The 15,011-nt window shown below is 72.0% G+C and carries 15 protein-coding genes; 7 read left to right on the top strand and 8 right to left on the bottom strand.

Annotated elements, in window-relative coordinates:
• Nucleotides 1-311: 311 nt before the first annotated feature.
• Nucleotides 312-803 (top strand): DUF6101 family protein, encoded by a 492-nt coding sequence (locus MOX02_RS02480; protein WP_373866706.1) that lies wholly within the window; start codon nt 312-314, stop codon nt 801-803.
• A 6-nt stretch (nt 804-809) separates the two neighbouring features.
• Here MOX02_RS02480 and ubiA read toward each other — a convergent pair whose 3' ends face one another.
• Together ubiA and MOX02_RS02470 are read right to left on the bottom strand one after the other, a co-directional pair.
• Nucleotides 810-1,760 (bottom strand): 4-hydroxybenzoate octaprenyltransferase, encoded by a 951-nt coding sequence (gene ubiA / locus MOX02_RS02475; protein ID WP_147024135.1) that lies wholly within the window; start codon nt 1,758-1,760, stop codon nt 810-812.
• Between the two features lie 337 nt (nt 1,761-2,097).
• Nucleotides 2,098-2,574 carry a hypothetical protein gene (locus MOX02_RS02470; RefSeq protein ID WP_147024134.1) on the bottom strand — a complete coding sequence of 159 codons (477 nt, stop codon included), beginning with the start codon at nt 2,572-2,574 and terminating at the stop codon, nt 2,098-2,100.
• Between the two features lie 258 nt (nt 2,575-2,832).
• Between MOX02_RS02470 and MOX02_RS02465 the strand changes: the two genes are divergently transcribed.
• From MOX02_RS02465 to MOX02_RS02445, 5 genes are all read left to right on the top strand, one after another.
• Nucleotides 2,833-3,585, top strand: a complete 753-nt coding sequence (locus tag MOX02_RS02465; protein ID WP_147024133.1) for a 16S rRNA (uracil(1498)-N(3))-methyltransferase — start codon at nt 2,833-2,835, stop codon at nt 3,583-3,585.
• A 173-nt stretch (nt 3,586-3,758) separates the two neighbouring features.
• Nucleotides 3,759-5,126, top strand: a complete 1,368-nt coding sequence (locus tag MOX02_RS02460; RefSeq protein WP_147024132.1) for a glutamate--cysteine ligase — start codon at nt 3,759-3,761, stop codon at nt 5,124-5,126.
• Nucleotides 5,127-5,305: 179 nt separating this feature from the next.
• The gene (locus MOX02_RS02455; protein ID WP_147024131.1) at nt 5,306-5,734 is read left to right on the top strand and encodes a hypothetical protein; all 429 of its coding nucleotides are present in this window, start codon (nt 5,306-5,308) and stop codon (nt 5,732-5,734) included.
• Nucleotides 5,735-5,850: 116 nt separating this feature from the next.
• Nucleotides 5,851-6,075, top strand: a complete 225-nt coding sequence (locus tag MOX02_RS02450) for a sulfurtransferase TusA family protein (RefSeq protein ID WP_147024198.1) — start codon at nt 5,851-5,853, stop codon at nt 6,073-6,075.
• 82 nt (nt 6,076-6,157) lie between these two features.
• Nucleotides 6,158-6,730: an NUDIX domain-containing protein gene (locus tag MOX02_RS02445; protein ID WP_147024130.1), complete on the top strand. Its 573-nt coding sequence runs from the start codon at nt 6,158-6,160 to the stop codon at nt 6,728-6,730.
• Nucleotides 6,731-6,740: 10 nt separating this feature from the next.
• Here the strand turns inward: MOX02_RS02445 and MOX02_RS02440 are convergent, their stop codons facing one another.
• The 6 genes from MOX02_RS02440 to MOX02_RS02415 all read right to left on the bottom strand — a co-directional run bounded on the left by MOX02_RS02440 (nt 6,741) and on the right by MOX02_RS02415 (nt 14,190).
• Entirely contained in the window at nt 6,741-8,066 is a 1,326-nt protein-coding gene (locus MOX02_RS02440) for an SDR family oxidoreductase (protein ID WP_147024129.1), read from the bottom strand.
• Nucleotides 8,067-8,068: 2 nt separating this feature from the next.
• The gene (locus MOX02_RS02435) at nt 8,069-8,545 is read right to left on the bottom strand and encodes a DUF2269 family protein (protein WP_147024128.1); all 477 of its coding nucleotides are present in this window, start codon (nt 8,543-8,545) and stop codon (nt 8,069-8,071) included.
• Between the two features lie 4 nt (nt 8,546-8,549).
• The gene (locus MOX02_RS02430) at nt 8,550-9,362 is read right to left on the bottom strand and encodes a WecB/TagA/CpsF family glycosyltransferase (protein WP_147024127.1); all 813 of its coding nucleotides are present in this window, start codon (nt 9,360-9,362) and stop codon (nt 8,550-8,552) included.
• Nucleotides 9,355-10,851, bottom strand: coding sequence for a GumC family protein (locus tag MOX02_RS02425; protein ID WP_147024126.1), 1,497 nt, complete (start codon nt 10,849-10,851; stop codon nt 9,355-9,357). The genes MOX02_RS02430 and MOX02_RS02425 overlap by 8 nt, the downstream gene beginning before the upstream one ends.
• Before the next feature lie 298 nt (nt 10,852-11,149).
• Nucleotides 11,150-12,226: a glycosyltransferase gene (locus MOX02_RS02420; protein WP_147024125.1), complete on the bottom strand. Its 1,077-nt coding sequence runs from the start codon at nt 12,224-12,226 to the stop codon at nt 11,150-11,152.
• The gene (locus MOX02_RS02415; RefSeq protein WP_238179182.1) at nt 12,223-14,190 is read right to left on the bottom strand and encodes a glycosyltransferase; all 1,968 of its coding nucleotides are present in this window, start codon (nt 14,188-14,190) and stop codon (nt 12,223-12,225) included. The genes MOX02_RS02420 and MOX02_RS02415 overlap by 4 nt, the downstream gene beginning before the upstream one ends.
• A 257-nt stretch (nt 14,191-14,447) precedes the next feature.
• Between MOX02_RS02415 and moaB the strand changes: the two genes are divergently transcribed.
• Nucleotides 14,448-15,005 carry a molybdenum cofactor biosynthesis protein B gene (moaB, locus tag MOX02_RS02410; RefSeq protein ID WP_147024124.1) on the top strand — a complete coding sequence of 186 codons (558 nt, stop codon included), beginning with the start codon at nt 14,448-14,450 and terminating at the stop codon, nt 15,003-15,005.
• Nucleotides 15,006-15,011 lie beyond the last annotated feature (6 nt).

Raw genomic sequence — 15,011 nt, 5'->3', positions numbered from 1 at the left:
AGGCGGCGGGTCGGGCGGTCGCCGCTTCCGATGGCGGGAGGCTCCCCGCCGAGGGTGCGGCATGGCCCGTGCGTTGCGCAAGCTGAAACTAGGTCGCGACCCGATTCGTCACAAGCAGCGCGACGCAGAATGGGATACGCCGTCTTTGCGCCGTTCTGTGCAAGGAAGCGTTGAGCATTCCGGCCATCAGGCGGCTCTCCACGAACGCTTAACGCTCACTCTTAAGGTGGTCTGAGGAGGTTCGACGCGATTTTGCTTGGCATAACGGACGATCCGACAGAGATCGCCACTTGCATCAGGGCGTCAGGCAGATGAACACTTATCAGAGCATGAACGCGCACAGCCTCGACCCGGCCTCGGCGAAGTCTCCTGCCTTCGTCGCCTCGCCGCTCCCGATCCTCGGCACCCTGCCCGGCGCCGCTCGGCTCGCCGGGATCGCCCTCGCTTTCGCTGCGGACGCCGCCGAGAGCTGCGGCGAGGACCGTTTCGACCTCCTGCTCGTCGACGGGCAGGGCGAGGTGGCCTCGCGGCTCGGACCGTTCGCGGAGGAGGACGTGGTCGCGGTCTGGCGGGACCTCTCGAACCGGACCGGCCTGCCGCGGATGATCGTGCGCGAGGACGGCGGCCTGAGCCCCGTCTCCTCGCTGATCGGCCGGCTCGCACTCGGCACCACCCGGATGCGCCGCCGCTGCGGCCTCCTCGGCGGGCGCCGCCCCCGCTTCCTCGTGCGCCGCAAGACCGGCCGCCTGCCGGTGCGCCCGCTGATCCACCGCGGCGAGCAGGAGATCATCGCCCGCTCGTGAGCGGATTCAGCCGGGCCAGTTCCTGAAGAGGGCGTCCGCGGCGAGGCCCGCGAACAGGATCAGCCCCGCGTCGCGGTTCGAGCGGAAGAGGGCGAGCGCCCCCCGCCCGTCGCGCTCGCGCAGCTTCAGCACCTGCCGTCCGAGATGGGCCGCGAACAGCGCGATCCCGGCGAAACCCGCCGCACCGGCGCCGGCCGCGTGGGCGGCGAGCCCGGCGAGCAGCACCGCCGCCCCGTAGCAGAGCCCCACCGCGAGGCGCAGCCGCTGCCCGAACAGCCGCGCCGAGGACCGGATCCCGGCGATCTCGTCGTCCTCGATGTCCTGCACCGCGTAGATCGTGTCGTAGCCGATCACCCACGCGACCGCGCCGGCGTAGAGCAGCAGGGCCGGCGGATCGAGCCGCCCGAACACGGCGACCCAGCCCATCAGCGCGCCCCAGGCGAAGGCGAGGCCGAGCACGGCCTGCGGCATCGACATCACCCGCTTCATGAACGGGTAGATCACGACCGGCACCAGCGAGGCCATGCCCACGGCGACGGCGGTCGCGTTGAACTGCAGCAGCACGGCCAGCCCGACCAAGGATTGGGCGAGAAGGAACAGGGCGGCCGCCTTCGTGCTCACCTGGCCGGAGGGAAGAGGGCGGGAGCGCGTGCGCTCCACCTGCGCGTCGAGGTCGCGGTCGGCGATGTCGTTGTAGGTCGAGCCCGCGCCCCGCATCGCGACCGCGCCGATCAGGAACAGGGCGAGATGCCAGGGATCGGGGTAGAGGCTCCCGTCCCGGCCTGCCGCGAGCGCCGCCGACCACCAGCACGGCAGAAGCAGCAGCCACCAGCCGACCGGCCGGTCGATCCGCGCGAGCCGCAGGTAGGGCCGCGCGCGCCGGGGTGCGAGGCGATCGACCCAATGTCCCGCCACAGCGTCGGCGACACGGCCGTTCTCGACGGAGAGATCGCTCACGGCCAACCGGGGCGGGGGGAAGGACGGGACATCGACGCGCGGGCGGTCATCGCGGAGCTTCGAGGGCGGGCAGGGGCTTCTGCGCGGAACGGGTATGCGCGCGTTGCCCGGCCGAGGCCACCCCCGTGTATGACGCGGCCCCGCCGGCTCACCAGCCGAAGGCCGAATTCCGGCTCGGCAGCCTCGCAGGCGGGCTTCAGGGCTCGCGGGGGCAGGAGGCCGCTTACGAAGGCGCCCCCACGCGCTGTCCCGGGAAGCGGTCGCGGGGCGGAGCAGCGCTGCGCTCAGGCGCGGCGCCTATCCGTGATGAGACGACGTGCGGTCCGGGCAAGGGCGCTCAGAGCGCGCCCTGTGGCATCTTGAAGGAGCCGGTCAGGCCGGGTCCGCCGAGGAGGCCGCCGGCGCCCGGCATGCCGCCGCCCGCCGCAGCCTGAGCCTTCGCCTGCGCCTCCATCTTCGCCGCCTGGGCGGCCACCGAGCAGATCTTGGTGCGGATGCCCGAGACCTTCACGTGGTCGGCCTTGAAGCCCTCGGCGAAGGAATCGGGGATCGAGCACCATTCCTTGTTGGCGGCGATCCACTTCAGCCCGTCGGCACCGTTCGACTGCAGCTTGCCGAACAGGGCACATGCCTCCTGCGGCGTCATCTTCTTCTTCGATTGCGAGGCCGCGTTCGCCTTCGCCACGAGCTCCTGGCGGGTCTTCAGCGTCTGCTGGATCGCGCCGCACTCAGGGGCCTGCGCGAGCGCGGCGCCGCCGAGGACGACGACACCCGTGATCGCGCCGGTCAGCGTGGCGATGGTTTTCGTGAGCATGCCGTCTTCCCTCTAGGCGTCGGTCTTCGGTCCGCTGCCCCGTCCGCGACAGATGCGCGATCGACTCTCCAGGGCGGGACCGGGATCGTTCCGTTCTGCTTGGGCTCGGTTCTGCATGAGAATGTGGCGTCATTCGAGCCGCAAACCGGCGCGCGCGATCGGGCGTGGGCAAATCGCCGAATGAGGCGGGGCGTAACGTTTTTGCAACGCTTCTTCGGGCGCGTTGACAGCGCCGGCCGCACGCGCGACTTCGCCCTCATGGCCGCCTACGACTTCACCGCTCCCCGCCTCTTCGTCGAGACGGATCTCGGATCGGGCGCGCGCCTGCCCCTCGACCGGGCGCAGGCGAACTACCTCCTCACCGTGCTGCGTCGGAAGCCCGAGGATATGATCCTCGTCTTCAACGGGCGCGACGGCGAGTGGCGCGCCCGCCTCGACCCCACCGGCCGCAAGAGCGCCGACCTCGTCCTCGAGGAGCGGACGCGGACCCAGCCCAAGTCATCCGACCTTCACTACCTGTTCGCGCCGCTGAAGAGCGCGCGCCTCGACTATCTCGCCCAGAAGGCCGTCGAGATGGGGGCGGGCACGATACGCCCGGTCTTCACCCGCTACACGCAGGGCGAACGCATCAACGCCGAGCGGCTGCGCGCCAACGCGATCGAGGCGGCCGAGCAGTGCGGCATCCTCGCGATCCCGGACCTGCCGGAGGCGGTGCGCCTGCCGGCCGCGCTCGCCGACCTCGCGCCCGAGCGCCTGCTCGTCTTCTGCGACGAGGACGCTCCCGTCTCCGATCCGATCGCGGCCCTGCGCGGCGCTGCGGATCCGGCCGCCCCGCCGCCGCTCGCCGTTCTCGTCGGGCCCGAGGGCGGCTTCGCGCTGGACGAGCGGGCCCTCATCGCGGCCCGGCCGAACACCGTGGCCCTGTCGCTGGGACCTCGGATCCTGCGGGCCGACACGGCGGCCGTGGCGGTGCTGGCCCTCGTCCAGGCGGTCCTCGGCGACGCCCGCTGAGCCCGGTCCAGCGTGCGCGGGCGCACACCGGGACGCGCGGCGGCGCCCGTTCCTCGCGTTGTCGCGCCTCGCGGGCTGGATTAAGGACACGACATCCGATCGAAGGGCTCGACCGCACGCATGACCGGCGCGCCTCTCTTTCCCCCGAACGATCCCGCACGACGAGGCAGCGCATGGCGCGCGATACGTCCGACACGACCCCGCTGACCAGGCGCGCCGAGCTGATCGCGTGGTTCGCCGCCGGCGAGAAGCCGCGCGAGCAGTTCGCGATCGGCACCGAGCACGAGAAGATCCCGTTCTACCGCGACGGCGGCGCCCCCGTTCCTTACGCGGGCGATCACGGCGTCCGCGCACTCCTCGAAGGCGTCGCTCGCGAGACGGGCTGGGAGCCCATCGTCGATTCCGGCAACATCATCGGGTTGGCCGGCGCCGAGGGCGGGGCGATCTCGATCGAGCCGGGCGGCCAGTTCGAGCTCTCCGGCGCGCCCCTGCCCGACGTCCACGCCACCGTGCGGGAATTGCAGGAGCATCTCGACGCGGTCGCCCGCGCCGCCGAGCCCCACGGCATCGGCTTCCTCACCCTCGGTATGAGCCCGAGATGGACGCGGGAGGAGACGCCCGTGATGCCGAAGAGCCGCTACCGCATCATGGCGGCCTACATGCCGAAGGTCGGCTCGCTTGGCCTCGACATGATGCTGCGCACAGCCACCGTGCAGGTGAACGTCGACTTCTGCTCGGAGGCCGACATGGTGCGCAAGATGCGCGCCTCGTTGGCGCTCCAGCCGGTGGCGACCGCGCTGTTCGCCAACTCGCCGTTCACGGACGGGCGGCCGAACGGATTTCTCTCCCGCCGCTCCGAGATCTGGCGCGACACCGACGCCGACCGCACCGGCATGCTGCCCGAGGCGTTCAAGCCCGGCTTCGGCTACGAGGCTTATGTCGACTGGCTGCTCGACATGCCGATGTACTTCGTGAAGCGTGGCGACACCTACCACGACGTCGCGGGCGCTTCGTTCCGCGACCTCATGGCCGGCAAGCTGCCCCAGTTGCCGGGCGAATTCGCCACCGTCTCCGACTGGGCGAACCACGCCTCCACGGCGTTTCCGGAGGTGCGCCTGAAGCGATTCCTCGAGATGCGCGGCTCCGATGTCGGCGGCCCCGCGATGATCGCGGCGCAGGCTGCCTTCTGGACCGGACTCCTCTACGACGAGGCCGCCCTCGACGCCGCGCTCGACCTGGCGAAGGACTGGACCGAGGCGGAGCGCGAGGCGGTGCGGGCCACGGTGCCGCGCCTCGGCCTCGCCACGCCCATCGCTGGTCGCAGCCTCGGGGAGGTGGCGGCCGAGGCGCTCACGATCGCCCGCACCGGACTCCAGGCACGGGCGCGTCGCGACGCCGCGGGACGGGACGAGACCGTGTACCTGCAGCCGCTGGAGGCGATCGTCGCGGCGGGCCGCACCGAGGCCGAGGATCACCTCGCCGATTACGAAGGCCCTTGGCGGCGCTCGGTCTCACCTGCCTTCGCGGAGTGCGTGTTCTGACCCTTCGACAGGGTCGCGCCAGCCTGCCAGGATCGTGCGGCGCCGCCCTACCGGAGGCTGGACCGTACACATGTGCGTGAAGGCACCCGGAGATTGCCGGGGAACTCACGGCCGGCGGAACGGAAGCGGAGCGACGTCGTTCCTAGGGCACTAAGGCTTCGACTCAGGAGTTCGTCCGCATGTCCCGCATCATGACCCTCGCCCTCGCCGGCACTGCCGCGATCGGCATGACTGCAGGTTCCTTCACCGCTGCCGAGGCCGCTCCGCTGCCGGCCCTCTCCTCGTCGCAGGTAGGCGGTCCGGCCGGAAACGTCGACCAGGTTCGCTGGCGCGGCGGCGGCTATTACGGCGGCTACCGCGGCATCGGTTACCGCGGCTACGGCTATCGCGGTTACGGCTACCGCCGCGGCGTCGGCGGTGCGCTGGCGGCCGGTGCGGCCCTCGGCATCATCGGCGGCGCCATCGCGGCCAGCTCCGCACCCCGCTACGGCTACTACGACGGCTATTACGGCGCCGGCTACGGCGGCTACCCGGCCTACGGCTACGGGTACAGCTACCCGTCCTACGGCTATGGCTACGGCTACCCGGCTTACGGCTGGGGCTACTGAGACCGGACAGGCGCGCCGCTCCGCCTGACGCGGCCGCCGCCATCGTCTAGACACCCCGCCGAAGGCAAGCGCCCCGGCGGGGTTTTCGTGTGAGCGATCAGGTAGACGTCGGCAGCATGATCGAGCTGGATCTGAGGGGCCTCAAATGCCCGCTCCCGGTCCTGCGGACCCGCAAGGTCCTGCGCGGCCTCGCGCCGGGTCGGCGCCTCGTCGTCGCCTGCACGGATCCGATGTCGGCGATCGACATCCCGAACCTCGTGCGCGAGGAGGGCGCGCGCCTCGACGCGCAGGAGCGGCTCGGCGAGACGCTCCGCTTCACGATTTGTCGGGACGGCGGATAAGGGCCGCCTCATTCCTGCGGCAACAGTCTCCTAGAGGCCGGATTCGGAGGCCCGGGGCAACGGGCCCGGCGGAGATCTCGGCATGGCCCCCATCATTCGCGGCACGCGCACCGTGCACGACGGCTGGAGCCGCTTCCTCGTCGCCGAGGTCACGATGCCCGACGGCACCCCGATCAAGCGGGAGATCGAGGATCACGGCCGCGCGGTCGGTGTGCTGCCCTACGATCCAGAGCGCCGCGTCGCCGTGCTGATCTCGCAGTTCCGCGCAGCGCCCTTCTACGCCGACGGAGTTCCGGACCTCCTGGAGGCGCCGGCCGGCCTCCTCGACGAAGGTGAGCCGGAGGACGGTGCGCGGCGCGAGGTGTTCGAGGAGACAGGCATCGCCCTCGGCTCCCTGGAGCGGGTGGTGCGCGCCTGGAGCATGCCGGGCATCTCGACGGAGCAGATGGATCTGTTCCTCGCTGCCTTCACGGCCGCCGACCGCACCGGACCCGGCGGTGGCCTCGCTTCCGAGCACGAGGCGATCACGGTTCACGAGGTGCCGCTCGCGGATCTCGCCGCCATGAGCGACCGTGGCGAGCTCAACGACATGAAGACCCTGGTTCTCGTCCAGGCCCTCCGCCTGCGCCGGCCCGAGCTGTTCGCCGCGGGCTGAGGCGCCGGCCTCAGCGCTCGTCCAGCGTCGCCAGCGCCACGAGCATCAGGATGACCGCCGGGCCGGTCTTAACGAGGGCGCCGAGCGGCTCGATCCAGAGGGACGGCGCGAGGATCGCCGCACCGGCCATGTAGAACAGCGACAGGGCGATGCCCGCGACGAGCCCGGCCCGGCAGGTTCGGCGGAGCGCGATCGCGAGGCCGACCGCGATGTCGGCGAGGCTCGTGACGAGCGTGATGAAGCGGGCGAGGCCGTCCGGAAAACCCCTTGCCGTGAGGATAGCGGCGGCGGCATCGAAAGCTGGAACCAGCGCGATCAGCCCCGACATGGCCCAGAACACGGCGAGGCCGCCGATGACGAGCGGCTTCAGCAGGTAGAGACCACCGAACCAGCGCTCCTGGACCGTCGGCGGCAGGTCCGCGAGAATCTGCGGCAGCGGGGCCGGCCGGATCCCGCTCTCGGCGATGAACGGTCCCGGATCGCCTCTGACGCCGCGCATCATCTCGCGCATTGCCGTCGTCCGGACGGGGGGCGACCAGCCGAGCATCGCCGCCGCGTCGCCCAGCCGGGCGCCGACGCTCAGGAGCCAGGTGGGCAGCGTCATGCGCGGCCGCGGGCCGCCCAAGCGCAGCCGTATGCCATCGATCACCGTCCCGACCCGCGAGGGGCGTTCCTCCAGGAGGTCCCAGACCGCGTGCCAGTCCCGCTCGCCTGCCTGCCAGCGCCGGGCGACCGTCGAGACCGTACGCACGATGTCCGCCATCGCCGTTGCGGCGAACGGCCGCTTCGCGACCGCCTCGGGCAGGTCGAGCGGAGCCGCGGCGAGCGCGCGGATCAGGGCGCTGCCGCCGAAGGCGGCCGGACCGATCACGAAGCCGGGCCGGAGGATGACCGAGGGGCAGGCCGCGTCCGCGATCAGGCGCTCGGCCTCCCGCTTCGTCCGGCTGAACGCGGTCTCGTCCTCGTCGGGGTCTCCGGGAATCGAGACGTGGACGAGCAGGATCGACCGGCCCTGCGCTCCGATCGCCCGGAGCAGCCGACCGACGAAGCCGCCGTGGACGTCCTGGGTCGAGCCCCGCGGGCCGTCCTGCAGGACACCGAGGCAGTTCACGACGAGGTCCGGCCGATGCTCGGCCAGCAGCGCTCCGAGTTCGGGCTCGCCGAGATCGACGATGGGGCAGCAGATCGCCCCCGCGCCGAAGGCTTCGGTCTGGGCCGGCGTGAAACGGCGCGCGATGGCCGTAACGGCGAACCCTTCGCGCCCGAGCGCCTCGGCGAGACCCTGCCCGATCAGGCCCGAAGCCCCGAGGATGGCGATGCGTGCGGAGGCGTCCATGCTCACCCGCCGAGCGCCGGCTTCGCGACCATCAGCCAGACGATGGCCATGACCGAGCCGAAGCCGGGGATGCCGCAGGCGAACCAGATCCGGAACAGCCGGTTGTAGGCTGCGGGAAGTGGCGCGCCGGCCCGCGCGGCGGCTGCGGCGAGGTCGCGCATGCGGGCCTGTATCCAGACCACGGGCAGCCAGAACAGACCCGCGGTGACGTAGAGCCCGAGGGAGAGCGCCACCCACCCCTCGCCGAGGCCGATGCCGGTCTCGCGAGTGAGGAGATAACCCGTGACCGGCTGCGCGACCACCGCCGTTGCCGTGAAGAGCGCGTCCGCGACCACGACGATGCCGGCGGTTCCGGCCACGAACGCCGCATCCCGGCTCAGGTGCGCCATCAGCATGAAGAAGGCGATGCCCGTCCCGGTGCCGAGGAGGATCGTGGCGCCGAGCAGGTGCAGGAACTTGAGGGCGAGGTAGAGGCTCACCGCCTCACGCCCGGGGCGCCGCGGCCTTGCCCGACTCCGCGAGATCCTGCGCGGCGATGCGCAGGAACCGCCAGGATCGGACGAAGTAGCGCCAGAACAGGCGTTGCGGCGCGTGCAGGAAACGGAACAGCCACTCGAGGCCGGTGCGCTGCATCAGGAGCGGCGCGCGCGGTACGAGACCGGCCGCGACGCTGAGCGCGTCCCCGACAGCGAGTGTCACGGGGGCGCCGAGCGCCGCGCCCTGCCGGTGGACCCAGATCTCCGATTTCGGCGCGCCGACGCCCATGACGAGGAGGGTGGTGCCGTGCGTCCGCACCCGCTCCGCGAGATGGCGCCCGTAGGCCGCGTCGTCCTCGAAGCCGAAGGGCGGCACCGCGACTGCGACGCCGGCCTCGGCGTGACCGCGGCGCACGAGCCGCGCCCGCAGGCGCTCGCCGACGAGAGCGTTCGGACAGACCAGGAAGATCCGGGCCCGCGGGTCCGCAGGCGCCGAGAGGGCGCTGGTGAGGAGGTCGTGCCCGGTCACGCGCCGGGCGCCCGACCGCCCGATGAGGCGCGAGAACCAGACGAGCGGCATGCCGTCGAGGGTGCGCACCGCGGCGCTCTCGTAGGCCGCCCGGAAGGCCGCGTGCTCGGACAGGAGGACGATGTGGTCGACATTCGCCGTCACCACGAGGCGGGGGGCGCTGCCGGAGCGGGCCGCCGCCTCTGCGATGATCTCGTCGGGTCCGCCGGTGGAGAAGTCGAGGCCGAACAGGCGCAGGCTCGCCCGGCATTCCGGCATCCCGCCCGTGGCGTCGCGTCCGGTCTCAGGCATCGGCCGCCCGGAAGCTGCGGGCTCGGGCCGGTGCGGGGGCCGGCGCGGGCACGCTCCGGCGCTGCGCCTGGCGCCGGTCCCGGTCGGCGCCGAGCATGAGCGCGATGCCGGCACCGAGCAGCAGGCCGAGCAGCAGGGCCACCGGCAGCACGATCTTGGGCGAGGGCGGCCATGTCCGCTCGCGGGCCGGCGTCGCCGGTGAGATGATCCGCACGTTGGTGTTGTTCAGGCGCTCCTGCTCGCTGGCCTCGCGGGAGCGGCGCAGGAAGGTCTCGTAGATGCCGCGGCGCGATTCGACCGCCCGCTCCAGTTCCCGCAGCCCGACATTGGCGCGGTCGCTCGCGGCGTTCTCCGTTTTCACCCGCTCCAGGTTCTTCTGGATGGCGGCTTCGCTCGCGGCGGCGCGGTCGTAGTCCTTCTGTGTCGTCTCGATGATGCGCTCCTTCTCGCGCTGGATCAGGCGCTGCAGATCGCGCTGCTGGGCGTACTGCTCCGCCATGGCCGGGTGGCGCTCGCCGAGGCGCGTCGCGAGTTCGGCGGTGTTGCGGGAGAGCGTGGCGTATTGCTGCCGCAGAGCCTGCATCTCGAGGGATTGCAGCATCTCGGGCAGCGCCGTGCCGGCGTCGCCGACCTTCATCTTGCGGGCCTGCTCAAGGCGCGAGCGGGCCTCCGCCGTCTTGATCGAGGCGGTGACGAGCTGCTGGTTCAGGTCGCCGAGCTGCTGGTCGGTGAGGAGGCGCCCGGACGAGGCGACGAGGTGGTTCTCCTCACGGTAGCGCACGACCTTGCTCTCGGCCGCCTCGACGTCCTGGCGCAGGGCGTTCAGCCGGGCGGAGAGTGCGTCGGAGGCGCGGCGCGCCGCCTCGGTGCGGGCGCCTGCTTCCTCCGCGAAATAGGCGTCGCCGATCGCGTTCGCGATGCGGGCCGCCTTCTCGGGATCGCGCGACTGGACGGCGACCTCGATCACGAAGGTGCGCTCGGCCCGGCGCACGGTGAGCTTCAGGCGAAGGGTGTCGAGGGCGAGGTTCACGGGGTCGCGGCTCGCCGGCGGCGGCGTCATGCCGAGAGCGCGTTTCAGGCCGACGATGACCGGATTGTTCGAATCCGGTTTCACGAACTCGTCGTCCTCGGCGAGGCCGACCTTGGCGACGGCCCGGCGCAGCACGTTGTCCGACTGGATCACCCGCACCTGGCTCTCGGCGATCGAGACGCCGGCATCGGCCTGCGGCGTGCGGGCGCTGATCTCGTTCTCGACGACCCGGAGATCGGAAGGGTCGATCAGGATCTGGATGGTCGAGGTGTAGCTCGGGGTCAGCAGGCCCATCACGGCCACCGCCACGGCCAGCATGAACAGGCCGCCGAGCAGGATGAAGCTCAGCCCGCCCCAGAGGCGCCGGGCGACGGTGCGCAGGCTCGGCCCGGCACTCTCCGAGTGCTGGAGGACAACCTGAACCGGCTCGCCGCGAATGGGTGTCGCGAAGTCGAACATCTGCCTCGTCCCTGACCTGTCCGCCCCCGGCACGCGCAGGGGCAACGCTTGGCCTCGTCGGACCCGTCCTGTGGGCGTGCCGTACCGAATCGGCACGGTGTCTCCGCTAACGGTGACGAACGATCAACCAATCGCAACCGTCATGCCGAAGAGATAGATCACCTCGCGCCACGAATGTCTTGTGAGGCGCGAGTCATCGCAGTGCAAACGTCAGGTCATCAGCAGTTACCGACGATTAAGATTAATCCGGCTGCCACTCCTGATCGCGTGAAATCGCGAAATTATGATTTCCGCAGCTTCACGTTGTCGCAACAGTGCCGCCCTCCGCATAGGCGGCCATCCCGCGGACGAGGAAGTCGCGAAATCGAGTCGCGTCCCGCGTTGCCTCTGTGTTCCACGCAGCGACGTTGCGGCGAGCAGCCCGCGCCGCTGCGGCCAGTCGGCCCTCGGCCACCCAGGCCGCCACGGCCCCCGCAGCGCCCTCCGGATCGTCCGGATCCAGATGGAGGCCGGATTCTCCCAGCACCTCCTCGAACACGGGACCGACCGGCGCGGCGACGGGCAGGCCGCCGTGCTGCACCTCCAGGAGCGGCAGCCCGAGACCTTCCGCCTTCGAGGTGGAGAGAAGGAGGTGGCTGCTCTCGACGAGGCGGCGCACGCCCGCATCGTCCACGTAGCCGTGGCACGTCAGGAAGGGTGGAGGCGCGTCGAGGAAAGCGTGGCGGCCCCAGCCGACGCGGCCGACGAGGTGCAGCTCGGCCGGCACGCCCATCCGGTTGAGAGCCGCCACGATGGCGATGGCGGCCGGATAGTTCTTGCGCGGCTCGATCGTGCCGAGAGCGAGGAGGCGCAGGGGTTCGCCGGGCGCAGGGGCGCGGTGCCGGTCGGGCAGGCCGGCGAGCCCGAACACGTCGCCGACGGCAGGCCGCAGCAGGGCGACGAGGGCATCCCGCCGGCAGATGCGCCGCAGGTCGCGCCCCGTCGTGCGCGAGTTGACGAGGAAGCGCCGGACGTAGCGCGTCGCGAGCGCGAAGCTCGGCGCCATGTAGAGCCTGCTCTTCCAGTTCAGATCCTGCGGGCGGGTCATCAGGAAGATGTCGTGGACGTAGAGGATGCAGCGCTCGCCGAGTGCCGCGCACAGGGGACCGGGCGGGAAGCCCGGGAGGATGACGAGGGCATCCCGGTCGGTCAGGCCCCTCCAGGGCAGGCCGACCTGCTGGGCGGCCAGCATCCCGGGCAGGCCGCGGCTCCTCACGAAGCGGACGTCGTGGGGATCGAGGAGGTCCGCTGCGAACAGGTCGCGGGCGACCCGTTCGATGCCCGTGACATGGCCGCGGATGTGGGTCTGGTCGACGTAGATGCGGCGCGCGCTCACGCCAGGCGCTCCGCCCGGCGCAGGGCGCCGCGCATCCGTGCCGCGAGGTAGAGGCCCCGGCGCATCCAGAAGGGGAGGTTGCGGCCGAGGACGGCGTGCTTCGCGCGCCTCAGGCGACGGACGAACGGAGGAGAGAGAGCATCGACGGTACCGCCCGAGCCGCCGTCCCGCTCGGCGGCGAGGGCGAAGCGGGCGAGCATCTCGGGGGCGAAGCGCACGCGCCCGGCCCGGGGCGGCAGGAGACCGGCGCCGGTGAGGGCCTCGTCGAGGGACATCGCCGCCGCCGCGTGGCTGAAGCGGCTCTCCAGGGTGATCCGGCCGAAGGCGCCGAGACGCTGGCGGGCGGCCCCGTCCGCGACGAGATCCTTCAGGGCGGCGGCGAGGGCGCCGGGCTCCTCCGGCACCAGCCGCCCGCTCACCCCGTCGATGACGGCGGAGGTGAGGCCGGTCGCCCGGTAGGCGAGGGTCGGCGTGCCGCACAGCCCTGCCTCGATCGGCGTCTGGCCGAGGGTCTCCAGCCGGCTCGCGGTGACGTGCAGGTCACAGGCGCCATACCAGGCGGCGAGATCCGCCTCCTCGGCGATCGGGCCGGGCGCGTACAGGTTCGGCAGGCCGAGGCGCGCCGGATCGTCGAGCCGGCCGATCGCCACGAATCCCACTCCCGGGCCCGCCACGGACCGGAGCGCGGCGACGAGGTCGGCGACACCCTTGTCGGGCGCGTCGACGATCACCGCGGAGAACAGGATCAGCACGTCGTCGCCCGGCAGGCCGAGGCGATGGCGAAGCCCCCGCCGGTCGCCGGGGGCAAAAACGCCGGTGGGAAAGGCCAGGGCGACGCGCGCGACGGCCGACCCCGGCGCGTGACCCCGCGCCTGCTCCGCCGTCCAGTCGGAATTGGCAAGCAGCAGCGGCCCGGCGGCTCCAGCGAGTAATGTGCGCTTTCGGGTGTGCTCGGCGGCGATGCGCCCGCGCCGGAGCTGCGGGTACTCGTCGGGCGTCGGGCAGGCGGCGTCGCACCCCGTGACGATCCGGGTGCAGCCCTTCGGGTAGGCGCAGCGACCGGTGAGCGGAAACAAGTCGTGGAGCACCACGGCGACCGGGCTCTCCGAGCGGAGGCGCCCGAGAATGTCGAGGCTGCGGGTCGCCCCATGAAGGTTGCCGGCGATGACGAGGTCCGGTGCGAAGTCGCGGATCGCGGCCTCGGCGCGGGGGAAGCGGTCGGCCCACTCGGCCGCGGCGGCCGGTGATTCATCCGTGAGCGCCACGTGCGCCAAGCGATGGCCCGCGAGGCTCAGCGCCTCGCCGAGGCGGCGCTGCGCGATGCCCGCCCCGCCACGGTGGCCGGTTCCAGTGAGCGACACGATCGACAGGCTAGCGCCGCTCGCGGGCGGCTCGCTCGCGCGCTGCAGGAGGACGGGCCGCCCGATCCGCGCGAGCGGCGCGCCGGAGGCCGCGAGTTGCGCCCACAGGGCGGCCGGCTCCGCGAGGTTCGCGGCCCTTCCGACACGCGCGAGGTCGAACAGGATCTCGCTGCCGGAGGGGAGGGCGTCGTCCCCGGCGGCTGCCCCGCGCAGGGAGGCGGCATCGAGGCCGAGGACGGTCTCCCCGTAGAGGACGCGCAGGCCCGCCACCGCGGCGGCACCCGTCAACGCCGCCTCGAGCGCCAGGGCGACGAGGGCTCCGGGCGCGAGCATGTCGCCCGCCCGCAGGATCAGGGCGTGGCCGGCCCCCGCCTCATCCGCCTCGGTGCCGAACGCCTCCGCGATCGCCGCGCCCGCGGGCAGCACGTCGTGGCGTGCCTCCGGATAGGCCTGGGCGAGGACCGAGGCGAGCGTGTCGGCGAGGCCAACCTCCGATCCGTCGGCGATGGTGACGACGCGCAGCCGCGGCCAGGGCCGCCCGTCGGGCAGCGTGTCCGGACGCTCCGGTGCGGAGCGATGCCCACCCCGAGGCCAATCCGCCACGCCGTGCGCCGGCCGTGGCCGGCCGGCGGCGGGCACGGCCGCGTGCGCGCCGTCTGCGAGATCGTCGGAAGGGCGCTTCACGGCTGGTACGGGCGGGGCTGCATCGCGGGTCTCAGATCTCGCATCCTGAACGCACAGTGGTTGAAGAAGCCCTTTCCCGGCCGAACTTCCCACGCCTGCCCGCCGAGCCTATCTGATCCTTCGAGCCGGGGGCATCCTCCCGGCCTCCAGCCCACGCGTTCCTGCGAGCCAGAACCATGCCCGCCTCCGACGCCTCGCGCAGCTTCATACCGCTCTCGATCGCCGTGCTCACGGTGTCCGACACGCGGCGCCCGGAGGACGACCGGTCCGGCGACACGCTGGTGCAGCGCCTCACGGATGCGGGCCATCGCCTCGCGGCCCGCGCCATCGTGCCGGACGAGGTGGCGGCGATCCGCACTCAGGTCGAGGCGTGGTCGCGCGATCCCGGCATCGACGTCGTCATCACCACGGGCGGGACCGGCTTCACCGGCCGCGACGTGACGCCCGAGGCTCTGGAGCCGCTCTTCGAGAAGCGCATGGACGGCTTCTCGGCGGTGTTCCACCGAATCTCCTACGACAAGATCGGCACCTCGACCCTGCAGTCGCGGGCAACCGCCGGGGTGGTCAACGCCACCTACGTCTTCGTCCTGCCGGGCTCGCCCGGTGCCTGCAAGGATGCCTGGGACGGCATCCTTGCCCAGCAGCTCGACTACCGGCACCGGCCCTGCAACTTCGTCGAGATCATGCCCCGCCTCGACGAGCACCTGCGCCGCGGAGCTTCCGTCGTGGCCTGAGGGCGG

It is taken from the genome of Methylobacterium oxalidis, assembly GCF_007992195.1.
Taxonomy (GTDB): Bacteria; Pseudomonadota; Alphaproteobacteria; order Rhizobiales; family Beijerinckiaceae; genus Methylobacterium; species Methylobacterium oxalidis.
The sequence above is the reverse complement of the archived record's forward strand: the minus strand, read 5'-3'. Positions and strand labels throughout refer to the sequence as shown.